Source organism: Pseudomonas sp. IT-P395, from assembly GCF_949767675.1.
Taxonomy (GTDB): Bacteria; Pseudomonadota; Gammaproteobacteria; order Pseudomonadales; family Pseudomonadaceae; genus Aquipseudomonas.
In genome coordinates this window covers 399,524-420,998 of record NZ_CATKPW010000011.1, presented here as the reverse complement: position 1 = coordinate 420,998, position 21,475 = coordinate 399,524, and the positions used below count along the sequence as shown (strand labels likewise).

The following is a 21,475-nucleotide window of genomic DNA, read 5'->3' as shown; positions in this document are numbered from 1 at the left end:
TGCGTTGATTGCTCATCCAGCGACAACGTATCCAGATCGATGCGCCGGACGGCGTAGTCGATGACTTCACCGCTCAAGGTCAACAGTGCCACAGCCTGGCAGTCATCGACCATGAACGACTGCCGCTCGCTCGGCGCATGGATGTCCAGCGGCACATAGGCCGCCGCGCACTTGGCGATTGCCAGTTGTGCGACCAGCAGCGTCAGCGAACGTGGCAACAATATAGCCACGTGGTCGCCCGGCTGGACGCCTTGCGCGATCAACTGATGGGCCAGACGGTTGGCCTGCGCATTGAGTTCAAAGTAACTCAACGATTGCTCACCGTGCACCGCGGCCACCGCTTGCGGTTGCGCCGCCACTTGCCCCTCAAACAACGCGTGCACTGTCAGCGCCTGCGGATACTCGCGTTGTGTGGCGTTGAACTCGACCAGTAACTGATGACGTTCTTCGGCGCTGACTACCGACAACCGATCAAACCCCGCGTGCGGCGTGTGCTCCAGCGCGTTCAGCAAAGTCATCAATGCACCCTGCATGTACCCGCAGATTCGCTGTGCATCAATCCCCGCCCCGGCCAATACCTTCAAGCCGAAATCTTCGCCAAGATCGTCAACGCTGAGGGTCAGGCGATAGTTGGTGTGTTCCTCGGCATCGAGCAATTGCATCCCGTGCCACGCCGCTTGCACCTCCGCGGATATCGGCCCGACCGGGGCGCTGTGACGATAGTTGAGCAGCGTGCTGAACAGCGGCGTACCCGCCGGCATCGCGCTGCACTGCTGCACCTGCGCCAGTTGCGCGTGCTCGTGAGCAAGCAACTGACTCAAGCGTTGATGGGTCGCCAGCGCCGCCCCTTTAACGCTGTGCGCATTGAGCTCGATGCACAGCGGCAAGGTGTTGATGAACACACCCAGCGCCCGCTCCGCTCCTTCGCCGCCCTGCAATCTGCCAAGCAAAACCGTGCCAAAAACCACGGCGTCGCGCCCGGACAATTGCCCCAGCACCTGCGCCCAGGCGAGGTGCATCAGGCTGGCGGCGCTGACACCCAAGCGCCGCGCCTGTTGCCTTACGCTGTGGCTGAGTGTGTTTTCCAGCGTCAACTGCGCTTCCTGCGCGGGGCCGTCATGGGCCAGATTCTGACCATAGGGCAAGGTCGGCTCATCGATCGCGCCGAGCATTTCGCGGAAGAAGCTTTCGTGCTCTTGCGCGCTCAGCCCGGCGCGGGTGTGCGCCACGTAGTTGCGATACGGCACTGGCTCGCTCAGTTGCCCGGCGTTGCCCAGCAGAAACGCCTGCATCTCGTGCTGCAACACCTCGAGCGCCACGTGATCCATGACCAAATGATGGAACAGCAGCAACGCCACCACCCGTTGATTGACGGCATCACGGCTGTACACCACGCGCATCAGCGGCGCCTCGGTGACGGGCATGCGGTAGTTATCGATGGTGAAGCATCTGTGCAACTGGCTCAGCGCATCGCCCGCCTCGGCGTCCAGCTGCAAGGCCTCACAGCTCAGCGAAGCCTCACGCCAGACCACTTGCACCGGCTCTTCCAGCCCCTCCCAGAACAGCGAGGTGCGCAGAATGTCATGGCGCTCGATCACTTGTTGCAGTGCGTCGGTGAAGGCTTGCAAACGCTGTTCATCGGCGAAGGCAAACTGCGCCTGCAGCACATACGGATCACCCTGCGCAGCCGAAAGATGATGGAACAGAATGCCGGTCTGCAAAGGTGCCAGCGGGTAGATGTCCTGAACATTGCGCGCGCCGCCGGGGACACTCGCGACGATGCGGTCGATCGTCGCTTGATCCAGCGTCACCAGTGGCAGCAGTTCGGGCGTGATGCGCGGGCAATCGGCTGGAATAAGATTCGCCGGCACCGCTGCTTCGGGTTCCCCGCCTACTGCCGCCGCCAGTGCGGCCAGCGTCGGTTGGCCGAACAGCACGCGAATGTCCGCCGACAGCCCGGCCCGGCGCATGCGCGCAACCAGATTGACCGCCAGCAATGAATGGCCGCCCAGTTCGAAGAAGTGATCAAAGCGCCCTACTCGCTCGACTTTCAGCAACTCGGCCCAGATACCGGCAATGACGGCTTCGACTTCACCGACCGGGGCTTCGTACTCGCGGGTCAGCAGCGCCGACTGGTCAGGGGCCGGCAAGGCCTGACGATCCAGCTTGCCGTTGGGACTCAGTGGCAAGGCCGGCAAATGCACAAACACGGCAGGCACCATGTAATCCGGCAAGTGTTTGAGCAGTTGGCTACGCAGTTGATCGATGTCCAGCGGTTCGCCGCTGTAGTACGCCACCAGGCGCTGATCGCCCGGCACGTCTTCGCGAGCGAGCACGGCAGCTTCACGCACGCCGTCGATGTGCGCCAGATGCGCCTGGATCTCGCCCAGTTCGATGCGCAGGCCACGAATCTTGACCTGATCGTCGTTGCGCCCCAGGTACTCGATATTGCCATCGGCGAGATACCGCGCGACGTCGCCGGTGCGGTACAAACGCGCGCCTGGCTGATCATTGAACGGATCGTCGAGGAAGCGTTCGGCTGTCAGCTCAGGCCGATTCAGATAACCCCGCGCCACCTGCACACCTCCCAGATACATCTCGCCGACTACGCCGAATGGCACCGGTTGCTGATGAGCGTCGAGGATATACACACGGGTATTGCACAGCGGTTTGCCAATCGGCGGCGCACCTTGCGGCACCGGCGAATCCGCCTCCAGCGTCCACACGGTGCTGTCGACGGTGGCTTCGGTCGGGCCATACACGTTGTGCAGGCGCACCTGCGGCAGACGCTCGCGGACGCTGCGCACCAACGCGGCGGTCAGCTCACCGCCACCACAGAACACATCGCTGAGGCTGCTGCACTCGCCGACCTCTGCCACTTCAAGGAATTGCTGCAACAGTGCCGGCACAAACTGCACGACGTTGACCTGTTGCTCACGAATCAGCTGCACCAGCGCCGCCGGATCACGATGATCGTCCGGGCCGACGAGCACCAGGCGCATGCCGCAGCTCAACGGCCAGAACAGCTCCCACACCGAGGCGTCGAAACTGAACGGGGTTTTCTGCAGCAGCGCGGCGCCGCTAGAAAGCGGGCACAGCCCGGCGCTCCAGTGCAGCAGATTGCCCAGGTTACGGTGCTCGACCATTACGCCTTTCGGCGTGCCGGTGGAGCCGGAGGTGTAAATCACATAGGCCAGATTCGCCGCGCTCAAGTCCGGCACCTGCGGATTGCTCTGCGCAAGGTCTTGCCAGTTGCACTCGTCGAAATCGACCAACACGCCGGCCCACTCGCCGATCAGCGCACGCGTCGGCGCATGCACCAGCACCGCGACGGGCGCGCTGTCCTCAAGCATGTAGGCCAGACGTTCGGCGGGATAACCGGGATCGAGCGGTACATAAGCGCCGCCGGCCTTGAGAATCGCCAGCAGACCGACCAACAACTGCGGCCCGCGCTCGACGCAGATCGCCACCCGCGAATCGCGATCGACACCGCACTGGCGCAGGTGATGGGCGAATTGGTTGGCGCGGCGGTTCAACTCGGCGTAACTCAAACGCAGCTCACCGGCGACCACGGCGTCAGCGTCTGGCGTGCGCAACACCTGCGCTTCGAAGCGGCCATGAACGGTCTGTTCGAGATCGTGGGCGACGGCGGTGGCGTTCAGATCGACCAGCAGGTGCTGACGCTCGTCGTCCGCCAACAACGCCACGTGTTCAAGCACCGCTTGATCGTTGCTGACCATCGCCTGCAACAGGCGCTGGAAGTAGCCGACGTACCGTTGAATAGTCGACTCATCGAACAAGGCAACGGCGTACTCCAGCACACCGCGAATCCCGCCCGGCGCCTCTGCCAGCGTCAGTGACAGATCGAATTTGGCAAAGTGGCTCGGCTCGGCGACGCTTTCCAGCGTCAGCTCGCCCAGACTCAGGCTGGCGCCATGGCCGCTGTCCCAACTGAACATCGCCTGGAACAACGGGCTGTGCGCCATGCTCCGCGCCGGTTTGGTGATTTCCACCACTTGTTCGAACGGCAGGTCCTGGTGCGCCTGCGCGTCCAGCGTCCGCGCCTTGACCCGCGCCAGCAGCGCTTCGCAGCTCAACTCGCCCGAGGTATCGATACGCAAGGCCAGGGTGTTGACGAACATGCCGATCAAGCCTTCGATCTCGGCGCGGGTACGGTTGGCGACCGGCGAACCGATGACCACTTCGGCTTGCCCGGACAAACGACTCAACAGACTCGCCCAGGCACTGAGCATGAGCATGTACATCGTCACGCCGTGACGCTGGGCCAAAGCCTTGAGCCCGGCACTCAGGCGTTCGTCGAGCACCACGTCGACGGTGCTGCCGGCGTAATCCTGCTGTGCCGGGCGCACGCGGTCAGTCGGCAGCGTCAACAGCGCCGGAGCGCCGGCCAAAGTCTGTTGCCAGTATTCACTTTGGCGCTGCAGCACCTCACCACTGAGCCAGCGCCGCTGCCACACCGCGTAATCGGTGTATTGCAGCGCCAGCGGTGGCAGTGGATCCGGCTGGCCATGACTGAAGGCCTGATACAACGCCATCAGTTCGCGGGTCAGAACGCCCATCGACCAGCCATCGGAGATGATGTGGTGCAGGGTCAGCAACAACACGTGATGATCGTCGGCGAGGCGCACCAACCGACCGCGAATCAGCGCATCGTCCTGCAAGTCGAATGGCCCGGACGCTTCGCCCTGAATCAGCGCCTGCAAGGTTTCGTCGGCTTGCGGATGCTGGCGCAAATCTTCGACGCGCAGCAGCAGACCGCTGTCGACCGGGGCGATCAGCACTTGCGCCTCGTCGTTGAACTGGGTGAAACGGCTGCGCAGGGTTTCGTGACGGGCGACGATGCGCGCCAAGGCCTGTTGCAGCGCTTGTTCATTCAATTGCCCACGCAGGCGCAGGCCGATGGGGATGTTGTACGCGGTGTTGGCGCCTTCCATTTGTGCGAGAAACCACAAGCGTTGCTGAGCGAACGACAGCGGCAAGGCGCCGTCACGGGCCACCGCGACAATCTCCGGTTGCGTGCTGCGCCCGGCTTGGGCCACCGCCTCGGCAACCGCGGCCAACTCGGCATTGGCAAACAGATCGCCCAGTGCTAGCTCCACGCCAAGGCGCTGGCGAACCTGGGACACCATGCGCATGGCCAACAGCGAATGGCCGCCGAGTTCAAAGAAATGATCCTGACGCCCTACTCGCTCGAGCTGCAACACCTGCGCCCAGATCTGCGCCAAGGCGCTTTCCAGTTCGTTGTGCGGCGCCTCGTATTCGCGGGTGAACAGCGCCGCACGCTCAGGTTTCGGCAAGGCCTTGCGGTCGACCTTGCCATTGGCGGTCAACGGCAGTGCGTCGAGTCTGACGAAGGCCACCGGCACCATGTAATCCGGTAATTGGGTCAACAGGTGCGCGCGCAACTCGGCCACCGCCAGCGGTTCAACCTGACTCTGCTCGGTGAAATACGCCACCAGGCGCGGTTGGCCCGGTTCATCTTCGCGGGCCAGCAGCACGGCTTCCTGAATGCCGGGCAACTGATTGAGGCGGGTTTCGATTTCGCCGAGTTCGATACGCACACCACGGATTTTCACCTGATCGTCGTTACGCCCCAGGTACTCGATCGTACCGTCGGCACGCCAGCGCGCGAGGTCGCCGCTGCGATACATGCGCGCATTCGGCACGGAACTGAACGGGTCATGCAGGAAGCGCTCGGCGCTCAGATCGGCACGGTTCAAATAACCGCGAGCGACCCCGGCTCCGCCAACATACAATTCGCCCATGACGCCAATCGGCACCGGACGCTGCTGTTCATCGAGCAAGTACACCGTGGCGTTGGCCACCGGTTTACCGATGTGCAAGGCGTCGCCCGCCTCGATGCGGCCAGAGGTGGCGACCACGGTGGCTTCGGTCGGGCCGTAGTTGTTGATCACCTCGAATTGCTGGTTGCGGCTGAACTGGCGCAAGCGGTCGCCACCGATCAGCAGCGTGCGCAGCGTCGGGTGTTCAAGGTTCTGGCTGAAGGCGTATTCGGCGACCGGTGTCGGCAGGAAACTCACGTCCAGTGGCTGCGCGCGCCACCACTCGAGCAACGCATCGATGTCCTCGGTTCCCTCGTGCGTCGGTGCCAGATGCAAAGTCGCGCCAGCACACAACGCCGGCCAGACTTCCCAGGCCATGGCGTCAAAACCGAACCCGGCAAGACTGGACGTATGGCGACCGGCGCACAGATCAAACGCGCTGCAATGCCAGTCGACCAGATTCGACAAGGTGCGGTGTTCGACCATCACGCCTTTGGGCAGGCCGGTGGAACCGGAGGTGTAGATCACGTAGGCCAGATGTGCGGTGGTCAGGCCCGGCACCTGCGGATCAAAGGTCTCGCTCAATGGCCAGGTGCGCGGGTCGAGATCGATCACCGGCACCGCCAGCGCCGGCAGGCGATCCCGCAGAGTGTTTTGGATCAGCACGGCAACGGGGGCGCTGTCGCTGAGCAAGTAGTGCAGACGCTCGGCCGGGTGCGCCGGGTCGACCGGCACATAACCGGCGCCCGCCTTCAAAATGGCGACCAGCCCGACCAGCGTATCGAGGCCACGGCGGGCGACGATGGCGACGCGATCATCAGGCTTCACTCCCAGCGCAATCAAATGATGGGCCAGCGCGTTGGCATGCCGGTTGAGCTCGGCATAACTCAGTTGCTCACCGAGGTATTGCGCGGCCACGGCTTCGGGCCGCTGCACCACTTGCGCTTCGAAACGTTGGCCAATGGTCAACGTCGCCGGGAAGTCGGCGTGAGTGCCGTTGAACGCCAACAACAGCTGCTCGCGCTCCGCCGCCGGAAGAATGGGCAATTGGTTGAGCGCGGTGTCCGGCGCCTGCTCCAGCGCCAGCACCAGACTTTCCAGGGCGCACTGCAGGTAATCGCAGATGCGCTGTGGATCGACCTCGGTGGTGGCCAGCAACGTCAGGCTGAAGGCATCGCCGAAATCATCGACGCTCAGGGTCAGCGGATAGTTGGTGCGTTCTTCGGAGCTGATCGTGCTGATGCCTTCCCAAGCGGCCAGGGTCTCGGCACTCGCCGTCGCCGCCGTGTGGCTGTGACGGTAATTGAGCAAGACACTGAACAACGGCGTCGGCGCGACCACGCCGCTGCAACGCTGGGCCAGTGCCAGCGGCGCGTGTTCGTGGCGCATCAATGTGGTCAGACGTTTGTGCGTCGCCTCCACCGCCGCACGCACGCCCTGCGCATCGACATCGACCCGCAGCGGCAAGGTGTTGATGAAAATCCCCAGCGCCCGTTCGGTGGCTTCGGCGCCTTGCATACGGCCCATCAGCACCGTACCGAAGACCACATTCTGCTTGCTGGTGAGCACCGCCAGTACCTGCGCCCAGCCCAGATGAAACAGGCTCGCGGCACTCACGCCGAGCTGCCGCGCCTGCGCCCGCAGACGCTGACCGAGCAGCGCATTGATCGGCAGGCTCAGCTCGGCGATGCCGAGGCCGTCACCCTGCACGTCCTGCAAACCGTAGGGCAGCGTTGGCTCGGCGATGTCGGCGAGCATGTCGCGGAAAAACGTCTCGTGTTCGGCTTCGCTGATGCCCAGCCGCGCCTGCGCCACGTAATTGCGAAACGGCACCGGCCGGCCGAGCGATTGATCCTCGCCGGTGAGGCAGGCGAGCAGTTCGTGACGCACCACATCGAGCGCCGAGTGATCCAGCGCCATGTGATGGAACAACAACGTCGCGACCACGCGCTGACCGGCCCCGTCCCACGCGTAGGCCAGCCGCATCATCGGTGCGTGCTTGACGTCGAGACGGAAATGCCGCGCATCGAAACGCTCGTGCAATTGCTGCAGCACAGCGCTTTCGCCGTCGTGCACCACAACTTCTTCCATCGGCAACTGCGCCTGACGCCAGACCACTTGCAGTGGCACGTCGAGCCCCTCCCAATGCACGGCAGTGCGCAGGATGTCGTGGCGATCAATGACCTTTTGCAACGCCTGGGCGAAATCCTGCAAACGCTCACGGCTGCTGAACGCAAAGTACGATTGCATGACGTACGGATCGCCCTGCTCGTTGCTCGCGTGGTGATAGAGAATGCCTTCCTGCAACGGCGCCAGTGGATAGATGTCCTGCACATTGGCGGCGCCGCCCGGTACCTCGGTAAGCAAGCGGTCGAGGGTCGACTGATCCACTTCAGCGAGGGTCACCATCGCTGGCGTGATGTGGGTGCTGCCGGGGAGAATGCCGTTGGCCGGAACATCGATCTGGCCGACGCGGGTGGCCGAGTATTGGCCGGCCTTGATCAGTTCAATCAGCGCCGGTTTGTGCTCGCGCAGCGCGGCCAGCAGCGCCGGATCGCTCAACGCCTGCTTGTTGCCATTGACGCGCAATTGCTCATCGGTCACCGCCAACTGAATGTCTTTTGCCTTCAGGGTTGCCAACAGTTCGAGCACATTCACAGGACGATCTCCATTCTTTCCGTAATTGCGGCGTAGCCGGCCAGGGTCGGTTGTTCGAACAACGCCCTGACATCGGCTTCCATGCCTTCCTGACGTAACCGGCCGATCAGACTGACCGCCAGTAATGAGTGACCACCCAATTCAAAGAAGTGATCGTGGCGCCCTACCCGTTCGACGTTGAGCAGCTCGGCCCAGAGCCGTGCGAGGGTGATTTCCACTTCGCCGACCGGGGCTTCGTATTCGCGGGTTTTCAGCGATTGCTGATCCGGCGCCGGCAGTGCTTTGCGGTCGAGTTTGCCGTTGGGACTTAGCGGCAAAGCAGCGAGATGCACGAACACGGCGGGCACCATGTAGTCCGGCAAGTGCTCGAGCAAATGACTGCGCAGCAGGTCGATGTCCAAGCGCTCGCCGGTGTAATACGCGACCAGACGCTTGTCGCCCGGCACGTCTTCGCGGGCCAGCACCACGGCTTCCTGCACACCTTCGATCCGGGCCAGGCGTGCCTGAATTTCGCCCAGTTCAATACGCAGACCGCGGATCTTCACCTGATCATCGTTACGCCCCAGGTACTCGATATTGTCGTCCGGCCGATACCGCGCGACGTCGCCGGTGCGGTACATGCGCCCACCAGGCTGGAACGGATCGTCGAGGAAGCGCTCGGCACTCAGCTCAGGCCGATTCAGATACCCGCGCGCCACCTGCACACCAGCGATGTACAGCTCGCCGACTACGCCTTGCGGCACCGGCTGTTGTTGCGCATCGAGGATGTACATGCGGGTGTTGGCAATCGGTTTGCCGATTGGCGTGTTGTCCGGCGTCTGCTCGATGGAACCGGTGCAATCCCACGCGGTGACGTCGACGGCCGCTTCGGTCGGGCCATACAGGTTGTGCAAACCGCTGCCCGGCAGTTGCAGCTTGAAGCGCCGCACCAGACTGCCCGGCAACGCCTCACCGCTGCACATCACCTGGCGCACGCTGTCGCAGCGTGTGGTATCGCTGTTGGCGAGAAACACATCGAGCATCGATGGCACAAAGTGCAGCGTAGTGATGTGCTCGCGCTCGATCACTTCGCTCAGATACTGCGTATCCTTGTGCCCGCCGGGCTGCGCCATGACCAGTCGCGCGCCGGTCATCAGCGGCCAGAAGAACTCCCACACCGACACATCGAAACTGAACGGGGTTTTCTGCAGCACCGAATCGGCCGCCGTCAGCTGATAGGCGTCCTGCATCCATAGCAAGCGGTTGACCACACCGGCGTGTTCGTTGACCACGCCTTTCGGTTGGCCGGTCGAACCGGAGGTGTAGATCACGTACGCGCTGTGTTGAGGTGTCAGCGCCGGGATTTGCGGATTGTCGGCAGACAGCGATTGCCAAGTGATCTGATCGAGATCGACCATCGCTGCCGAGATCTCACCCAGCAACGCACGGGTCGCGCCGTGCACCAGCACCACGGCTGGCGCGCTGTCCTCGAGCATGTAGGTCAGGCGCTCCGGCGGATAGGCCGGGTCCAGCGGCACATACGCGGCACCGGCCTTGTTGATCGCCAGCAGACCGATGACCATTTCCAGGCTGCGTTCGACGCAGATCGCCACCCGTGAATCCACTTGCACGCCGAGGCTGATCAAGTACCGGGCCAGGCGGTTGGCGCGCTCGTTCAGCTGCGTGTAGCTCAATGCCTGATCGCCGGCGACGACGGCCACAGCCTCTGGCGTACGTCGCACCTGCGCCTCGAACGAGCCGTGCAGCGTCTGCTGCAAATCGTAATCGACGTCGGTGGCGTTGAGGCCGAACAACAACGCCTGTCGCTCCTCGTCCGGCAACACCGTCAAACGATTCAACGGTTGCTGTGGTGTCTGCTCCAACGCCTCGGCCAGCGCAACCAGCGCGTTCTGCATGAACTGGCCGATGCGTGCTGCGCCGATGCGCGACGGGGTCATCACCGTCAGTTGGAAGCCACTGCCGAGATCGTCGACGTTGAGGGTCAACGGGTAATTGGTGCGCTCCTCGCCGGCCAGGGATTCGATGCCCTGCAAGGATTCACGCTTGGCGTTCTGACGGGCCTCACTGTCGCTATGCCGGTAGTTGAGCATTGCACTGAACAGCGGCGACGGCGCCGCGACACCGCTGCAACGCTGGGCCAGCGCCAGCGAAGCATGTTCGTGCGCCAACAGCGCACTGAGCCGCGCATGCGTGGCCTTGACCCCGGCGCGCACGTTACTTTCGTCAACATCCACACGCAATGGCAAGGTGTTGATGAACATGCCCAACCCGCGATCCGCGCCCGCCCCGCCCTGCATCCGGCCAAGCAGCACGGTGCCAAAGACCACGCGTTCCTGACCGGACGTTGCCGCCAGCACCCGCGCCCAGGCGAGATGAAAAAGACTGGCGACACTGACACCGAGCAAGCGCGCCTGACTGCGCAGTCGCTGCGCCACCACGGCGGGCAGCGGCTGGCAGACCTCCTCGATGTCATTACCGTCGCCATGCACATCGTGCAGGCCGAACGGCAGAGTCGGTTCGTCGATGTCGCCGAGCATTTCGCGGAAAAACACTTCGTGCTCTTGTTCGCTGACACCAAGACGAGTCTGCGCAACATAATTGCGGTACGGCACAGCGGCCACCGGCAGTTGCTCATCGCCCTGCAAAATCGCCTGCATTTCCGCGCTGACCACCGCCAGCGCGGTGTGGTCCATGGCGATGTGGTGGAACAACAGCATAGCGACGACGCGCTGATGTTCCGGATCGAGGGCATACACCAGACGCAACAGCGGTGCCTGACCCAAGTCCAGACGCCAGTGCCGCGCATCGAAGCGCGCCCGTAGTTGATCGATGGCTTCACCCTGCGCAGGCTCCAGCGCCACGGCTTGGACCGGTAGCTCCGCATGCCGCCAGACCACTTGCACCGGCGCCGGCAGGCCTTGCCAGACAATCGCAGTGCGCAGGATGTCGTGGCGGGTCATGACCTGGCGCAGCGCCGCCGCGAACGCTTGAACACGCTCGACGCTGTCGAACGCCAGACACGATTGCAGCAGGTACGGATCGCCTTTCACGGCGCTGAGGTGGTGATAAAGAATCCCTTCCTGCAACGGCGCCAGCGGATAAATGTCCTGCACGTTGGCAGCGCCACCCGGCACCGTGGCGACGATGCGTTCGATACTGGCCTGATCCAGTTGCACCAGCGGCAGCATGTCAGGGGTGATCTGTGTGCAATCGGCGGGAATCAGATTGTCCGGCACTGCAACCTCGCGGCCGCTGCCCACCGCCGCCGCCAGCGCGGCCAGAGTCGGTTGGCTGAACAGCACGCGCACGTCGGTGCTCAGATCGACCTGACGCATGCGTTCGATCAGCGTCACCGCCAGCAGGGAATGCCCGCCCAGTTCGAAGAAGTTGTCGTGACGGCCGACCTGCTCGACATTGAGGACTTCGGACCAGATCTGTGCCAGCACGATTTCCACCGAACCTTGTGGCGCGGCATACTCGCGACTCAGCCACGCTGTTTGATCCGGCGCCGGCAACGCCTTGCGGTCGAGTTTGCCGTTGGCGGTCAGCGGCAGTGCTTGCAGGCGCACGTAAGCGGCAGGCACCAGAGCTTGCGGCAACTGCGCTTGCAGATGACTGCGCAAATCCTCGATGTCGACGCTCAGGCGTTCGGTAAACCAGGCCAGCAACTGGCCGTCGCGCACCAGCACCACGCAATCCTGCACGGCCGCGTGAGCGCTCAACGCCGCTTCGATTTCGCCCAGCTCGATGCGCACGCCGCGCAGTTTGATCTGATCATCGTTACGCCCCAGGTATTCGATGCTGCCGTCGGCGAGCCAGCGTGCGAGGTCGCCGGTGCGATACATACGCGCCTGCGGTTCGTCGCTGAACGGGTCGTCGAGGAAGCGTTCGGCAGTCAGCTCGGGCCGATGCAGATAACCACGCGCCACACCGGCACCGCCGACATACAACTCGCCTGCAACACCGACCGGTACGGGGCGCTGCTGGTCGTCGAGCAAATAAATCTTCGCGTTGGCCATCGGCTGACCGATGTGCAGCATCTGCCCGGCCTCGACCGCGCCGGAGGTGGCAACCACCGTGGCTTCAGTCGGGCCGTAGTTATTGATCACCGCGAAGGTCTGCTCGCGGGGGAACTGGCGCAGCTTGTCACCACCGATCAACAGCGTGCGCAAAGTCGGATGGCCGAGGTCGCGACTGAACGCATATTCGGCAACCGGCGTCGGCAGGAAACTCACCTGTAACGGTTGCGCGCGCCACCATTCCAGCAACTCATCGAGGTGCTCGTTGCTCACCGACTCCGGCGGCAGGTGCAGGGTCGCACCCACGCAAAGCGCCGGCCAGACCTCCCACGCCATGGCGTCGAAGCCGAAACCGGCGACACTCGACGTGTGGCTGCCGGCGCGCAGGTCAAAGGCCTCGCAGTGCCAGTGCACCAGGTTCTCCAGCGTCGCGTGTTCGACCATCACGCCCTTCGGCTGGCCGGTGGAGCCAGAGGTGTAGATCACGTAGGCAAGATGCGCCGGAGTCAGCGCGGACAGTTGCGGATTGCTCTCGGACAACTGTTGCCAGGTGGGATTGTCCAGATCAATCAGCGGCACGGCGCCGAGCAAATCAACCGTCGCAGCCTGCGCCAGCACCGCCATCGGCGCGCTGTCCTGCAACAGATAGGCGATGCGTTCCGCCGGATACGCTGGATCGACCGGCACATAAGCGGCGCCGGCCTTGAGGATCGCCAGCAACGCGACGAGCATGTCCGGGCCACGGCGCAGACACACGGCAATGCGGTCATCGGGCTGCACGCCGAGCCCGAGCAAGTGATGGGCCAGGCGATTGGCGCGCTGATTGAGCTCAGCGTAGGTCAGGTGCTGCGCGCCCTGCACCACGGCCAGTGCATTCGGCTGCTGCTCAGCCTGAACCTCGACCAAGCGTTGAATCGTCGCGCCACGCGGATAGGCCGCTGAATGTTGGTTGAAGCCGACCAGCAAGTGTTCGTATTCCGCCACCGAAAGCACCGGCAAACGGTTGAGCGGACGCTGCGGCGTCTCTTCCAGTGCCGTCACCAGATGTTCCAGTGCGGTGTGCATGTAACTGCAAATCCGTTGCGCACCGATCTCTGCAACCGCCAGCACATCCAAGGCAAAACCTTCGCCCAGATCATCCACCGACAAGGTCAACGGATAATTGCTGCGCTCCTCACCGCCAAGCATGCGCACGCCCTGCCAGATGCCCTGGCCGTCGTGCGGCTGCTGCTCGGCGGCACTGTGTCGATAGTTGAGCAAGGCGCTGAACAGCGGTGCGGAACCGCCCATTGCAGTGCAACGCTGGGCCAGCGCCAGTGACGCGTGTTCATGGCCGAGCAGCGCCGTCAGCCGCGCATGGATGGTTTTCACCCCGGCGCGCACGCCTTCAGCGAGATCGACGCGCAGCGGCAAGGTGTTGATGAACACCCCCAGCGTGCGGTCGGCGCCCTCACCACCCTGCATGCGCCCCATCAACACCGTGCCGAACACCACGTCACGGCGCCCGGAGACCACGCCCAGCACCTGCGCCCAGGCCATGTGCATCAGGCTCGCCGGGCTGACGCCCAACTGCCGGGCCTGTTCCCGCAAACGCAGATTGAGCGCGGCATCCACCGGGTGCAGCGCTTCTTCGATGCCGCGCCCGTCGCCCTGCACATCCTGCAGCCCGAACGGCAAGGTTGGCTCGTCGATATCGCCGAGCATCTCGCGGAAGAACGCTTCGTGCGCCTGCTCATCGGCGCCCAGGCGGGCCTGCGCCACGTAATTGCGGTAAGGCATCGGTGGCGTCAGCGTGTCGAGTTGATCGAACATCAACGCGTGCATTTCCCGACCGATCACGTCCATGGCGGTGTGGTCGAGAATCGAGTGATGGAACAGCACGATGGCGACGACTTGCTGTTGCGCCGGATCCTCGGCGTAGACCATGCGGATCAACGGCGCGAGGGTCAGATCGAGGCGGTAATGCCGCGCATCGAAGCGCGCGTGCAACTGTTCGAGAATATCGCCGTCCTGCGCATCCAGCGGCACCTGCTGCACAACCATCTGCGCCTCGCGCCAGACCACTTGCTGCGGGCTCGGCAAGCCTTCCCAGATCACGCTGGTGCGCAGAATGTCGTGGCGCGCGATGACCTGCTGCAAGTGTGCGGCGAAGGTCTGTAAACGTTCGAGACTGTCGAAAGCCAGACGCGATTGCAGCAGGTACGGATCGCCCTGTTCGGCGCTCAGATGGTGATAAAGAATGCCTTCCTGCAACGGTGCCAGCGGATAGATATCCTGCACGTTTGCAGCGCCGCCCGGCACCGTGGCGACGATGCGCTCGATGCTGGCCTGATCCAGTGTGGTCAGGGTCAGCATGTCGGGAGTGATGTGCGTGCAATCGGCCGCAATCAGATTGGCCGGCACCGCGATTTCCCGGCCACTGCCCAAGGCCCGCGCCAGCGCGGCCAGGCTCGGTTGATTGAACAGCACGCGCACATCGGCGCTCAGACCGGCCTGACGCATGCGTTCGATCAGGCTCACCGCCAACAGCGAATGGCCGCCGAGTTCGAAGAAGTTGTCGTGACGGCCGATCTGTTCGATGTTCAGAACGTCGGCCCAGATCTGCGCCAACGCCGTTTCGACCGGGCCTTGTGGTGCTTCGTATTCACGGCTGAGCCACGCATCCTGATCCGGCTCGGGCAAGGCCTTGCGGTCGAGTTTGCCGTGGGCGGTCAGCGGCAGGCTGGCCAGGCGTACGTATGCAGCCGGCACCAACGTGTCCGGCAGTCGGGCTTGCAGATGCTGGTGCAAGTCGCCGATTTCGACCGATTTGATTTCGGTGAACCAGGCGACCAGACGCCCGTCACGCACCAGCACCACGCATTCGCGAACCGCCTCGTGAGCACTCAGCGCCGCTTCGATTTCCCCGAGTTCTATACGCACGCCGCGCAGTTTCACCTGATCGTCGTTGCGTCCCAGGTATTCGATATTGCCGTCGTCCAGCCAGCGCGCAAGGTCACCGGTGCGGTACATCCGCGCGTGCGGCTCGTCGCTGAACGGGTCGTCGAGAAATTGTGCAGCCGTCAGTTCCGGGCGATTCAGATAACCGCGTGCAACCCCGGCGCCGCCGACATACAACTCGCCCTGCACACCGGTCGGCACGGGCTGTTGCTGACGGTCCAGCAGATAGATCTTGGCATTGGCAATCGGCCGGCCAATGTGCAGAACCCGTCCGGGTTCGATGCGCCCGGAAGTCGCGACCACCGTGGCTTCGGTCGGGCCGTAGTTATTGATCACAGCGAACGTCTGCTCACATGGGAACTGGCGCAACTTGTCGCCCCCAATCAGCAGCGTGCGCAGGGTCGGATGGCCCAGCTCGCGACTGAATGCGTATTCGGCCACCGGGGTCGGCAGGAAACTCACTTGCAACGGCTGCGCACGCCACCACTCGAGCAATTCATCGAGGTGTTCGTTGCCGATTGAAGGCGGTGGCAGGTGCAAAGTCGCGCCGACGCACAACGCCGGCCAGACTTCCCAGGCCATGGCATCGAAACCGCAACCGGCGACGCTGGCGGTGTGGCTGCCGGCGTGCAGATCGAAGGCTTCGGCGTGCCAGTGCACGAGGTTTTCCAGAGTGCGGTGCTCGACCATCACGCCTTTCGGCTGCCCGGTAGAACCCGACGTGTAGATCACGTAGGCCAGATTTTCCGGGGTCAGTCCCGGCCGTTGCGGATTGTCGTCAGGCAGGTGCCGCCAGTCGCTGGCGTCCAGATCAATGACCGGGACAGCGCCGAGCAGGTCGCGCGTCGACGCCTGCGCCAGCACCGCGATCGGGTCGCTGTCCTGCAACAGGTAGGCAATTCGTTCTGCGGGATAATCCGCATCAATCGGCACGTAACCCGCGCCGGCCTTGAGAATCGCCAGCAGTGCGACGAGCATGTCCGGGCCGCGACGCAGGCACAGCGCGACACGGTCATCGACTTGCACGCCGAGGCCAATCAAGTGATGGGCGAGGCGATTGGCGCGCTGATTCAGTTCGCGGTAGCTGAGCTGTTGCTCGCCCTGCACCACCGCCAGCGCCTCGGGATGCGCCGCCACTTGTGCTTCGAACAGACGCGGCACTGTTTGCGCGGGCGGGTATTCACGACCGCTGATGTTGAAGCCGACCAGCACCCGTTGCCGCTCGCCCGGCGACACGATCGACAGCTGCTGCAACGGCGCCTGCGGTGTGTACTCCAGCGCCGTGACCAGGCTGTGCAACGCGGTTTGCAAGAAATCGCAGACTCGCGCACCGTCCACCTGCGGCACGGCTTGCACGTTCAGGCGGAACCCCTCGCCGAGATCGTCGACACTGACCACCAACGGATAGTTACTGCGCTCGCGGGAGCTGAGAATCTGCACGCCATCCCACGCTACAGCGGCCGAATCCGCCGCACTGTGGCGGTAGTTGAGCAAGGTGCTGAACAGCGCCTGCGACCCGGCGACACCACTGCAACGCTGAGCCAGTGCCAGCGAGGCTTGCTCATGGCCGAGCAATTGCGCCAAACGTGCATGGGTACTCCGCACGCCGCTTTCTACCGAGTCCGCCCCGACACTGACGCGCAACGGCAAGGTGTTGATGAACATGCCCAGCGCCCGATCAGCGCCCTCTCCACCTTGCATGCGCCCAAGCAAAACAGTGCCGAACACTACGTCTTGCTGGCCGGAAACCTGTGCCAGCACCTGAGCCCAGGCCTGATGCACCAGACTGGCCACGCTGACACCCAGTCGCCGTGCCTGCTCGCGCAGACGTTGGCCAAGGCCGGCATCGAGGTCTGAATGGCTGTCGAGGATGTCGCTGCCGTCGCCGTGCACGTCCTGCAAACCGAAGGCCACGGTCGGCTCGTCGATATCGCCAAGCATCTCGCGGAAGAAAGCTTCGTGGACCCGATCATCGGCGCCGAGCCGCGCCTGCGCGACAAAGTGGCGGTACTGCACCGGCAGCGGCAGATCGACGCTATGGCCGAGCATCACATCGCTCATTTCCGCGACCAGCACTTCCAGTGCGGTGTGGTCGAGGACGATATGGTGCATCAGGAGGATACCGATCCAACGGTTGTGCGGCTGATCTTCGGTGTAGACAAAGCGCATCAGCGGCGCGCGATTGAGGTCCAGACGATAGTGGCGTGGATCGAAACGCGCCTGCATCTGCTCCAGCACGTCGCCGTCGAGTTCATCGGCATCAACGCGTTCCAGCGCCAGTGGTGCCTCACGCCAGACCACTTGTACCGCCTCTTCCAGCCCTTCCCAGACAATGCCGGTGCGCAGAATGTCATGGCGTTTGATCACGCCGTTCAAGGCGCGGACGAAGGTTTTGATCTGCGCCAGACCGTCGAAGGCAAATTGCGCCTGCAACACATACGGATCACCGGCGCTGGTCGCCAGATGGTGATAGAGAATCCCCGCCTGCAACGGCGCCAGAGCATAGATGTCCTGCACATTGGCGACGCCACCCGGCACAGTTGCAACGACACGATCGATCGCGGCCTGATCGAGATTGGACAGCGGCAGCATCGCCGGGTTAATGCGCGTGCACCCCGGCTCGATCAGGTTGTCTGGAACGACAATGCCGCGTTCGCTGCTCAAGGTCGCCGCCAGCGCTGCTACGCTCGGCTGACCGAACAGCACGCGCACGTCACAGTGCAGATCCTGTTGGCGCATGCGTTCGATCAGCTTCACCGCCAGCAGCGAATGACCGCCGAGTTCGAAGAAATTGTCGTGGCGACCGACCTGCTCGACACCGAGTAACGTCTGCCAGAGTTCGGCAATCAGATTTTCCACGGCACCGACCGGCGCTTGGAAACCCCGTCGGGCAAACGCTTCGCTGTCCGGTGCCGGCAAGGCTTTGCGGTCGAGCTTGCCATTGGCGGTCAGCGGGAAATTCTCGAGACGCACGAAGGCGCTCGGCACCATGTACTCAGCCAGCGAAACCAGCAGTTGATCGCGCAATTGCGCCACATCCGGCGCGGCGCCTTCGTCGGCCAGCCAGTAGGCAACCAGACGCTGATCACCGGGGCTGTCCTCACGGGCGATGACCACGGCTTCGCGCACGCCTTCGCAAGCGCACAGGCGTGCTTCGATTTCGCCCAGTTCGATGCGGAAACCGCGAATCTTCACCTGATCGTCATTGCGCCCCAGGTATTCGAGGCTGCCATCGGCGGCCCAGCGCGCGAGGTCACCGGTTTTATACAACCGCGCCTGGGCGTTTTCGCTGAACGGATCATTGATAAAACGCTCGGCGGTCAGTGCTTCGCGATTCAGATAACCGCGCGCCACACCCGCGCCACCGACGTACAACTCGCCAATCACGCCGACCGGAACCGGTTCGCGCTGCGCATCGAGAACATACAGTTGCAGGTCGGGAATGCGCACGCCAATCGGGCTGACGCCGAGCAACTGCGCGTCGGCAGCCTGCAACGGCCGATAGGTCACGTGCACCGTGGTTTCGGTGATGCCGTACATGTTCACCAGCCGCGTGCCGGCATTGCCGACCCGCGCATACCACGGCTTGAGCAAGCCCGGCTCCAGCGCTTCGCCGCCGAAAATCACTTCCCGCAACGAGTGTTGAAGCTGGCTGCGGCCCTGCGCGGCGATCAGTTGGCGGAATGCGCTCGGCGTCTGGTTGAGCACGGTCACGCCGGTTTCGCAGAGCAATGCATAGCAGTCGTCCGGCGAGCGGCTGACGGCTTGCGGGATCAACAGCAATTGCCCGCCGAACGCCAGCGCGCCCCAGATCTCCCACACCGAAAAGTCGAAGGCGAAGGAATGGAACAGCACGCCGATGTCTTGCTGGTTGAACTGGAACCAGTCGTGGGTGGCAGAAAACAGCCGCGCCACGTTGCGGTGCTCGACCATCACGCCTTTGGGCAGACCGGTGGAGCCGGAGGTGTAGATCACGTACGCCAGATGCGCCGGGGTCAGTTCGGGGATCTGCGGATTGCTGTCGAGTTCGGCCTTGAGGTGAGCGCTGTCGAGGTCGATCTGCGGCACCTCGAGATCGGCCATGCGATCGCGGGTCGCCGCCTGCATCAGCACCGCCACCGGTGCGCTGTCCTGTAAGGTGAAGCTGATTCGGTCCAGCGGATAGGCCGGATCGATCGGCACATAACCGGCGCCCGCCTTGAGCACGCCAAGCAGACCGATGATCATTTGTGGGCCGCGCTCGACGCAGATGGCGACACGGTCGTCAGGGCGAATGTTCAGCGCCAGCAAATGGTGGGCGACCTGATTGGCGCGATGATTGAGTTCGCCGTAACTGAGCGTTTGCCCTTCGAAGATCAGCGCCGTAGCGTCCGGGCGGGCCTGTGCCCGGGCTTCGAATTGCTGGTGGATCAGCGGGGTGTCGGGGAACTGCGACAGCGGCAAATTGCTGTCGTGTAGCAGGTGTTCGCGTTCGCTGGCGGGGAGGATTTTCAGCTCTTGCAGCGCCACATCGGCACTGGATTGCAGGGCCGCCGCCAGACTCTCCAGCGCGGTGTTCAAATAAGCCGCCATGCGCTCGGCGCCCAGTGCTGCATCCGCCAGCGCGGTGATGCGCAAGTCCACACCGAGGTCATCAATGTTGATCGTCAGCGGATAGTTGGTCCGCTCGCGCGCACCGAGCACCTGCACACCGGGGGCAATGTCGACCACGTCAGCGACTTCTTCGACGCTGCTGTGCCGGTAGTTGAGAATCGCGCTGAACAGCGGCGTCGGCACCGCGACGGCGCTGCAGCGTTGGGCCAGGGCCAGCGAAGCTTGCTCGTGCGCCAGCAACGCCGTCAGGCGCTGATGGGTCGCCCGCACGCCGGCACGCACGCTTTGTGCACCGACATCAACGCGCAGCGGCAAGGTGTTGATGAACATCCCCAACGCCTGCTCACCGCCCTCGCCCGCGTCCATCCGCCCGAGCAATACGGTGCCGAACACCACCGCCGTGCGCCCCGACAATTGCCCCAGTACACGCGCCAGCGCCAGGTGCGTCAGGCTCGCGACACTCACGCCCAACTGCCGCGCCTGCTCGCGCAACTGCCGGCTCAAGCGGCTGTCGAGCATCAACGCGGCTTCCTCGATGGCGTGGCCGTCGCCCTGCACATCCTGCAAACCGCAGGGCAGCGTCGGCTCGTCGATGTCGGTGAGCATGTCGCGGAAAAACGCCTCCTGCGCCGGTTCATTGCCGGCACTGCGCGCCTTGGCCAAGTGATCGCGATACGGCACCGGCGCGGCCACTTGCGCGGTCTGCCCGAGCAGGCAGGCCTGAATTTCCCGACGCAGTACATCCAGCGCCACGTGATCCATGATCATGTGATGAAACAGCAACAGCGCAACGACGCGACCCTGAGCAGGATCCTGCGCATAGACCATGCGCAGCAACGGCGCTTGCTGCATGTCGAGACGGAAGTGCTGCGGGTCGTGGCGTTCGAGCAGTTGCGTCAGCACATCGGCGCCGCTGTCGACACTGACTTCTTCACACACCAGCGGCGCCTCGCGCCAGACCACTTGCACCGCTTCGTCGAGGTATTCCCAAACGAACGAGGTGCGCAGAATGTCGTGACGTTTGACCACCCAACGCAGCGCGTCGGCGAAAGCGTCCAGCCGTTGCTGGCTGTCGAACACGAAGCGCGCTTGCGAGATGTAAGGGTCACCGGCAGCAGCCGAGAGATGGTGATAGAGCATGCCTTCCTGCAACGCGGACAGCGGATAAATGTCCTGTACGTTGGCGGCGCCACCCGGCACCGTGGCGACGATGCGGTCAAGGGTGTCCTGCTGCAGATTCACCAGCGGCAGCATGTCCGGAGTGATGCGAAACGCAGGACTCAGCCAGTCGCCGCCGTGTTGGGCAACCAATTCCAGCAATTGCGCCTTGTGCGCCGCGAGGCTGTCCCACAACGCGTCATCCAGCGCGTCGTCGCTGCCCAGAATGACCAGGTCTTCATCTTCCTGTTGAAGGCGGATCGCATGGGTGGAAATAACAGCCATCAGTTCGCTGAAATGCAT

Annotated in this window: 2 protein-coding genes (1 of these 2 only partly in view); both read right to left on the bottom strand. The window is 63.5% G+C overall.

The window, feature by feature from the left end:
- On the bottom strand, positions 1 to 8,462 hold the 5' end (the start) of the coding sequence (locus tag ACM6IN_RS10445) for a non-ribosomal peptide synthase/polyketide synthase (protein ID WP_414915932.1). It extends 9,391 nt beyond the left edge of the window; the window shows 8,462 of its 17,853 coding nt (coding positions 1-8,462); its start codon is at positions 8,460 to 8,462; the stop codon falls past the left edge of the window.
- On the bottom strand, positions 8,459 to 21,475 hold the full coding sequence (locus ACM6IN_RS10440) for an amino acid adenylation domain-containing protein (RefSeq protein ID WP_414915931.1): 13,017 nt from the start codon (positions 21,473 to 21,475) through the stop codon (positions 8,459 to 8,461). The genes ACM6IN_RS10445 and ACM6IN_RS10440 overlap by 4 nt, the downstream gene beginning before the upstream one ends.

Excerpts from the sequence above, each read along its gene's own strand:
- ACM6IN_RS10440 (WP_414915931.1), bottom strand. The coding sequence starts at position 21,475 with ATGCATTTCAGCGAACTGATGGCTGTTATTTCCACCCATGCGATCCGC.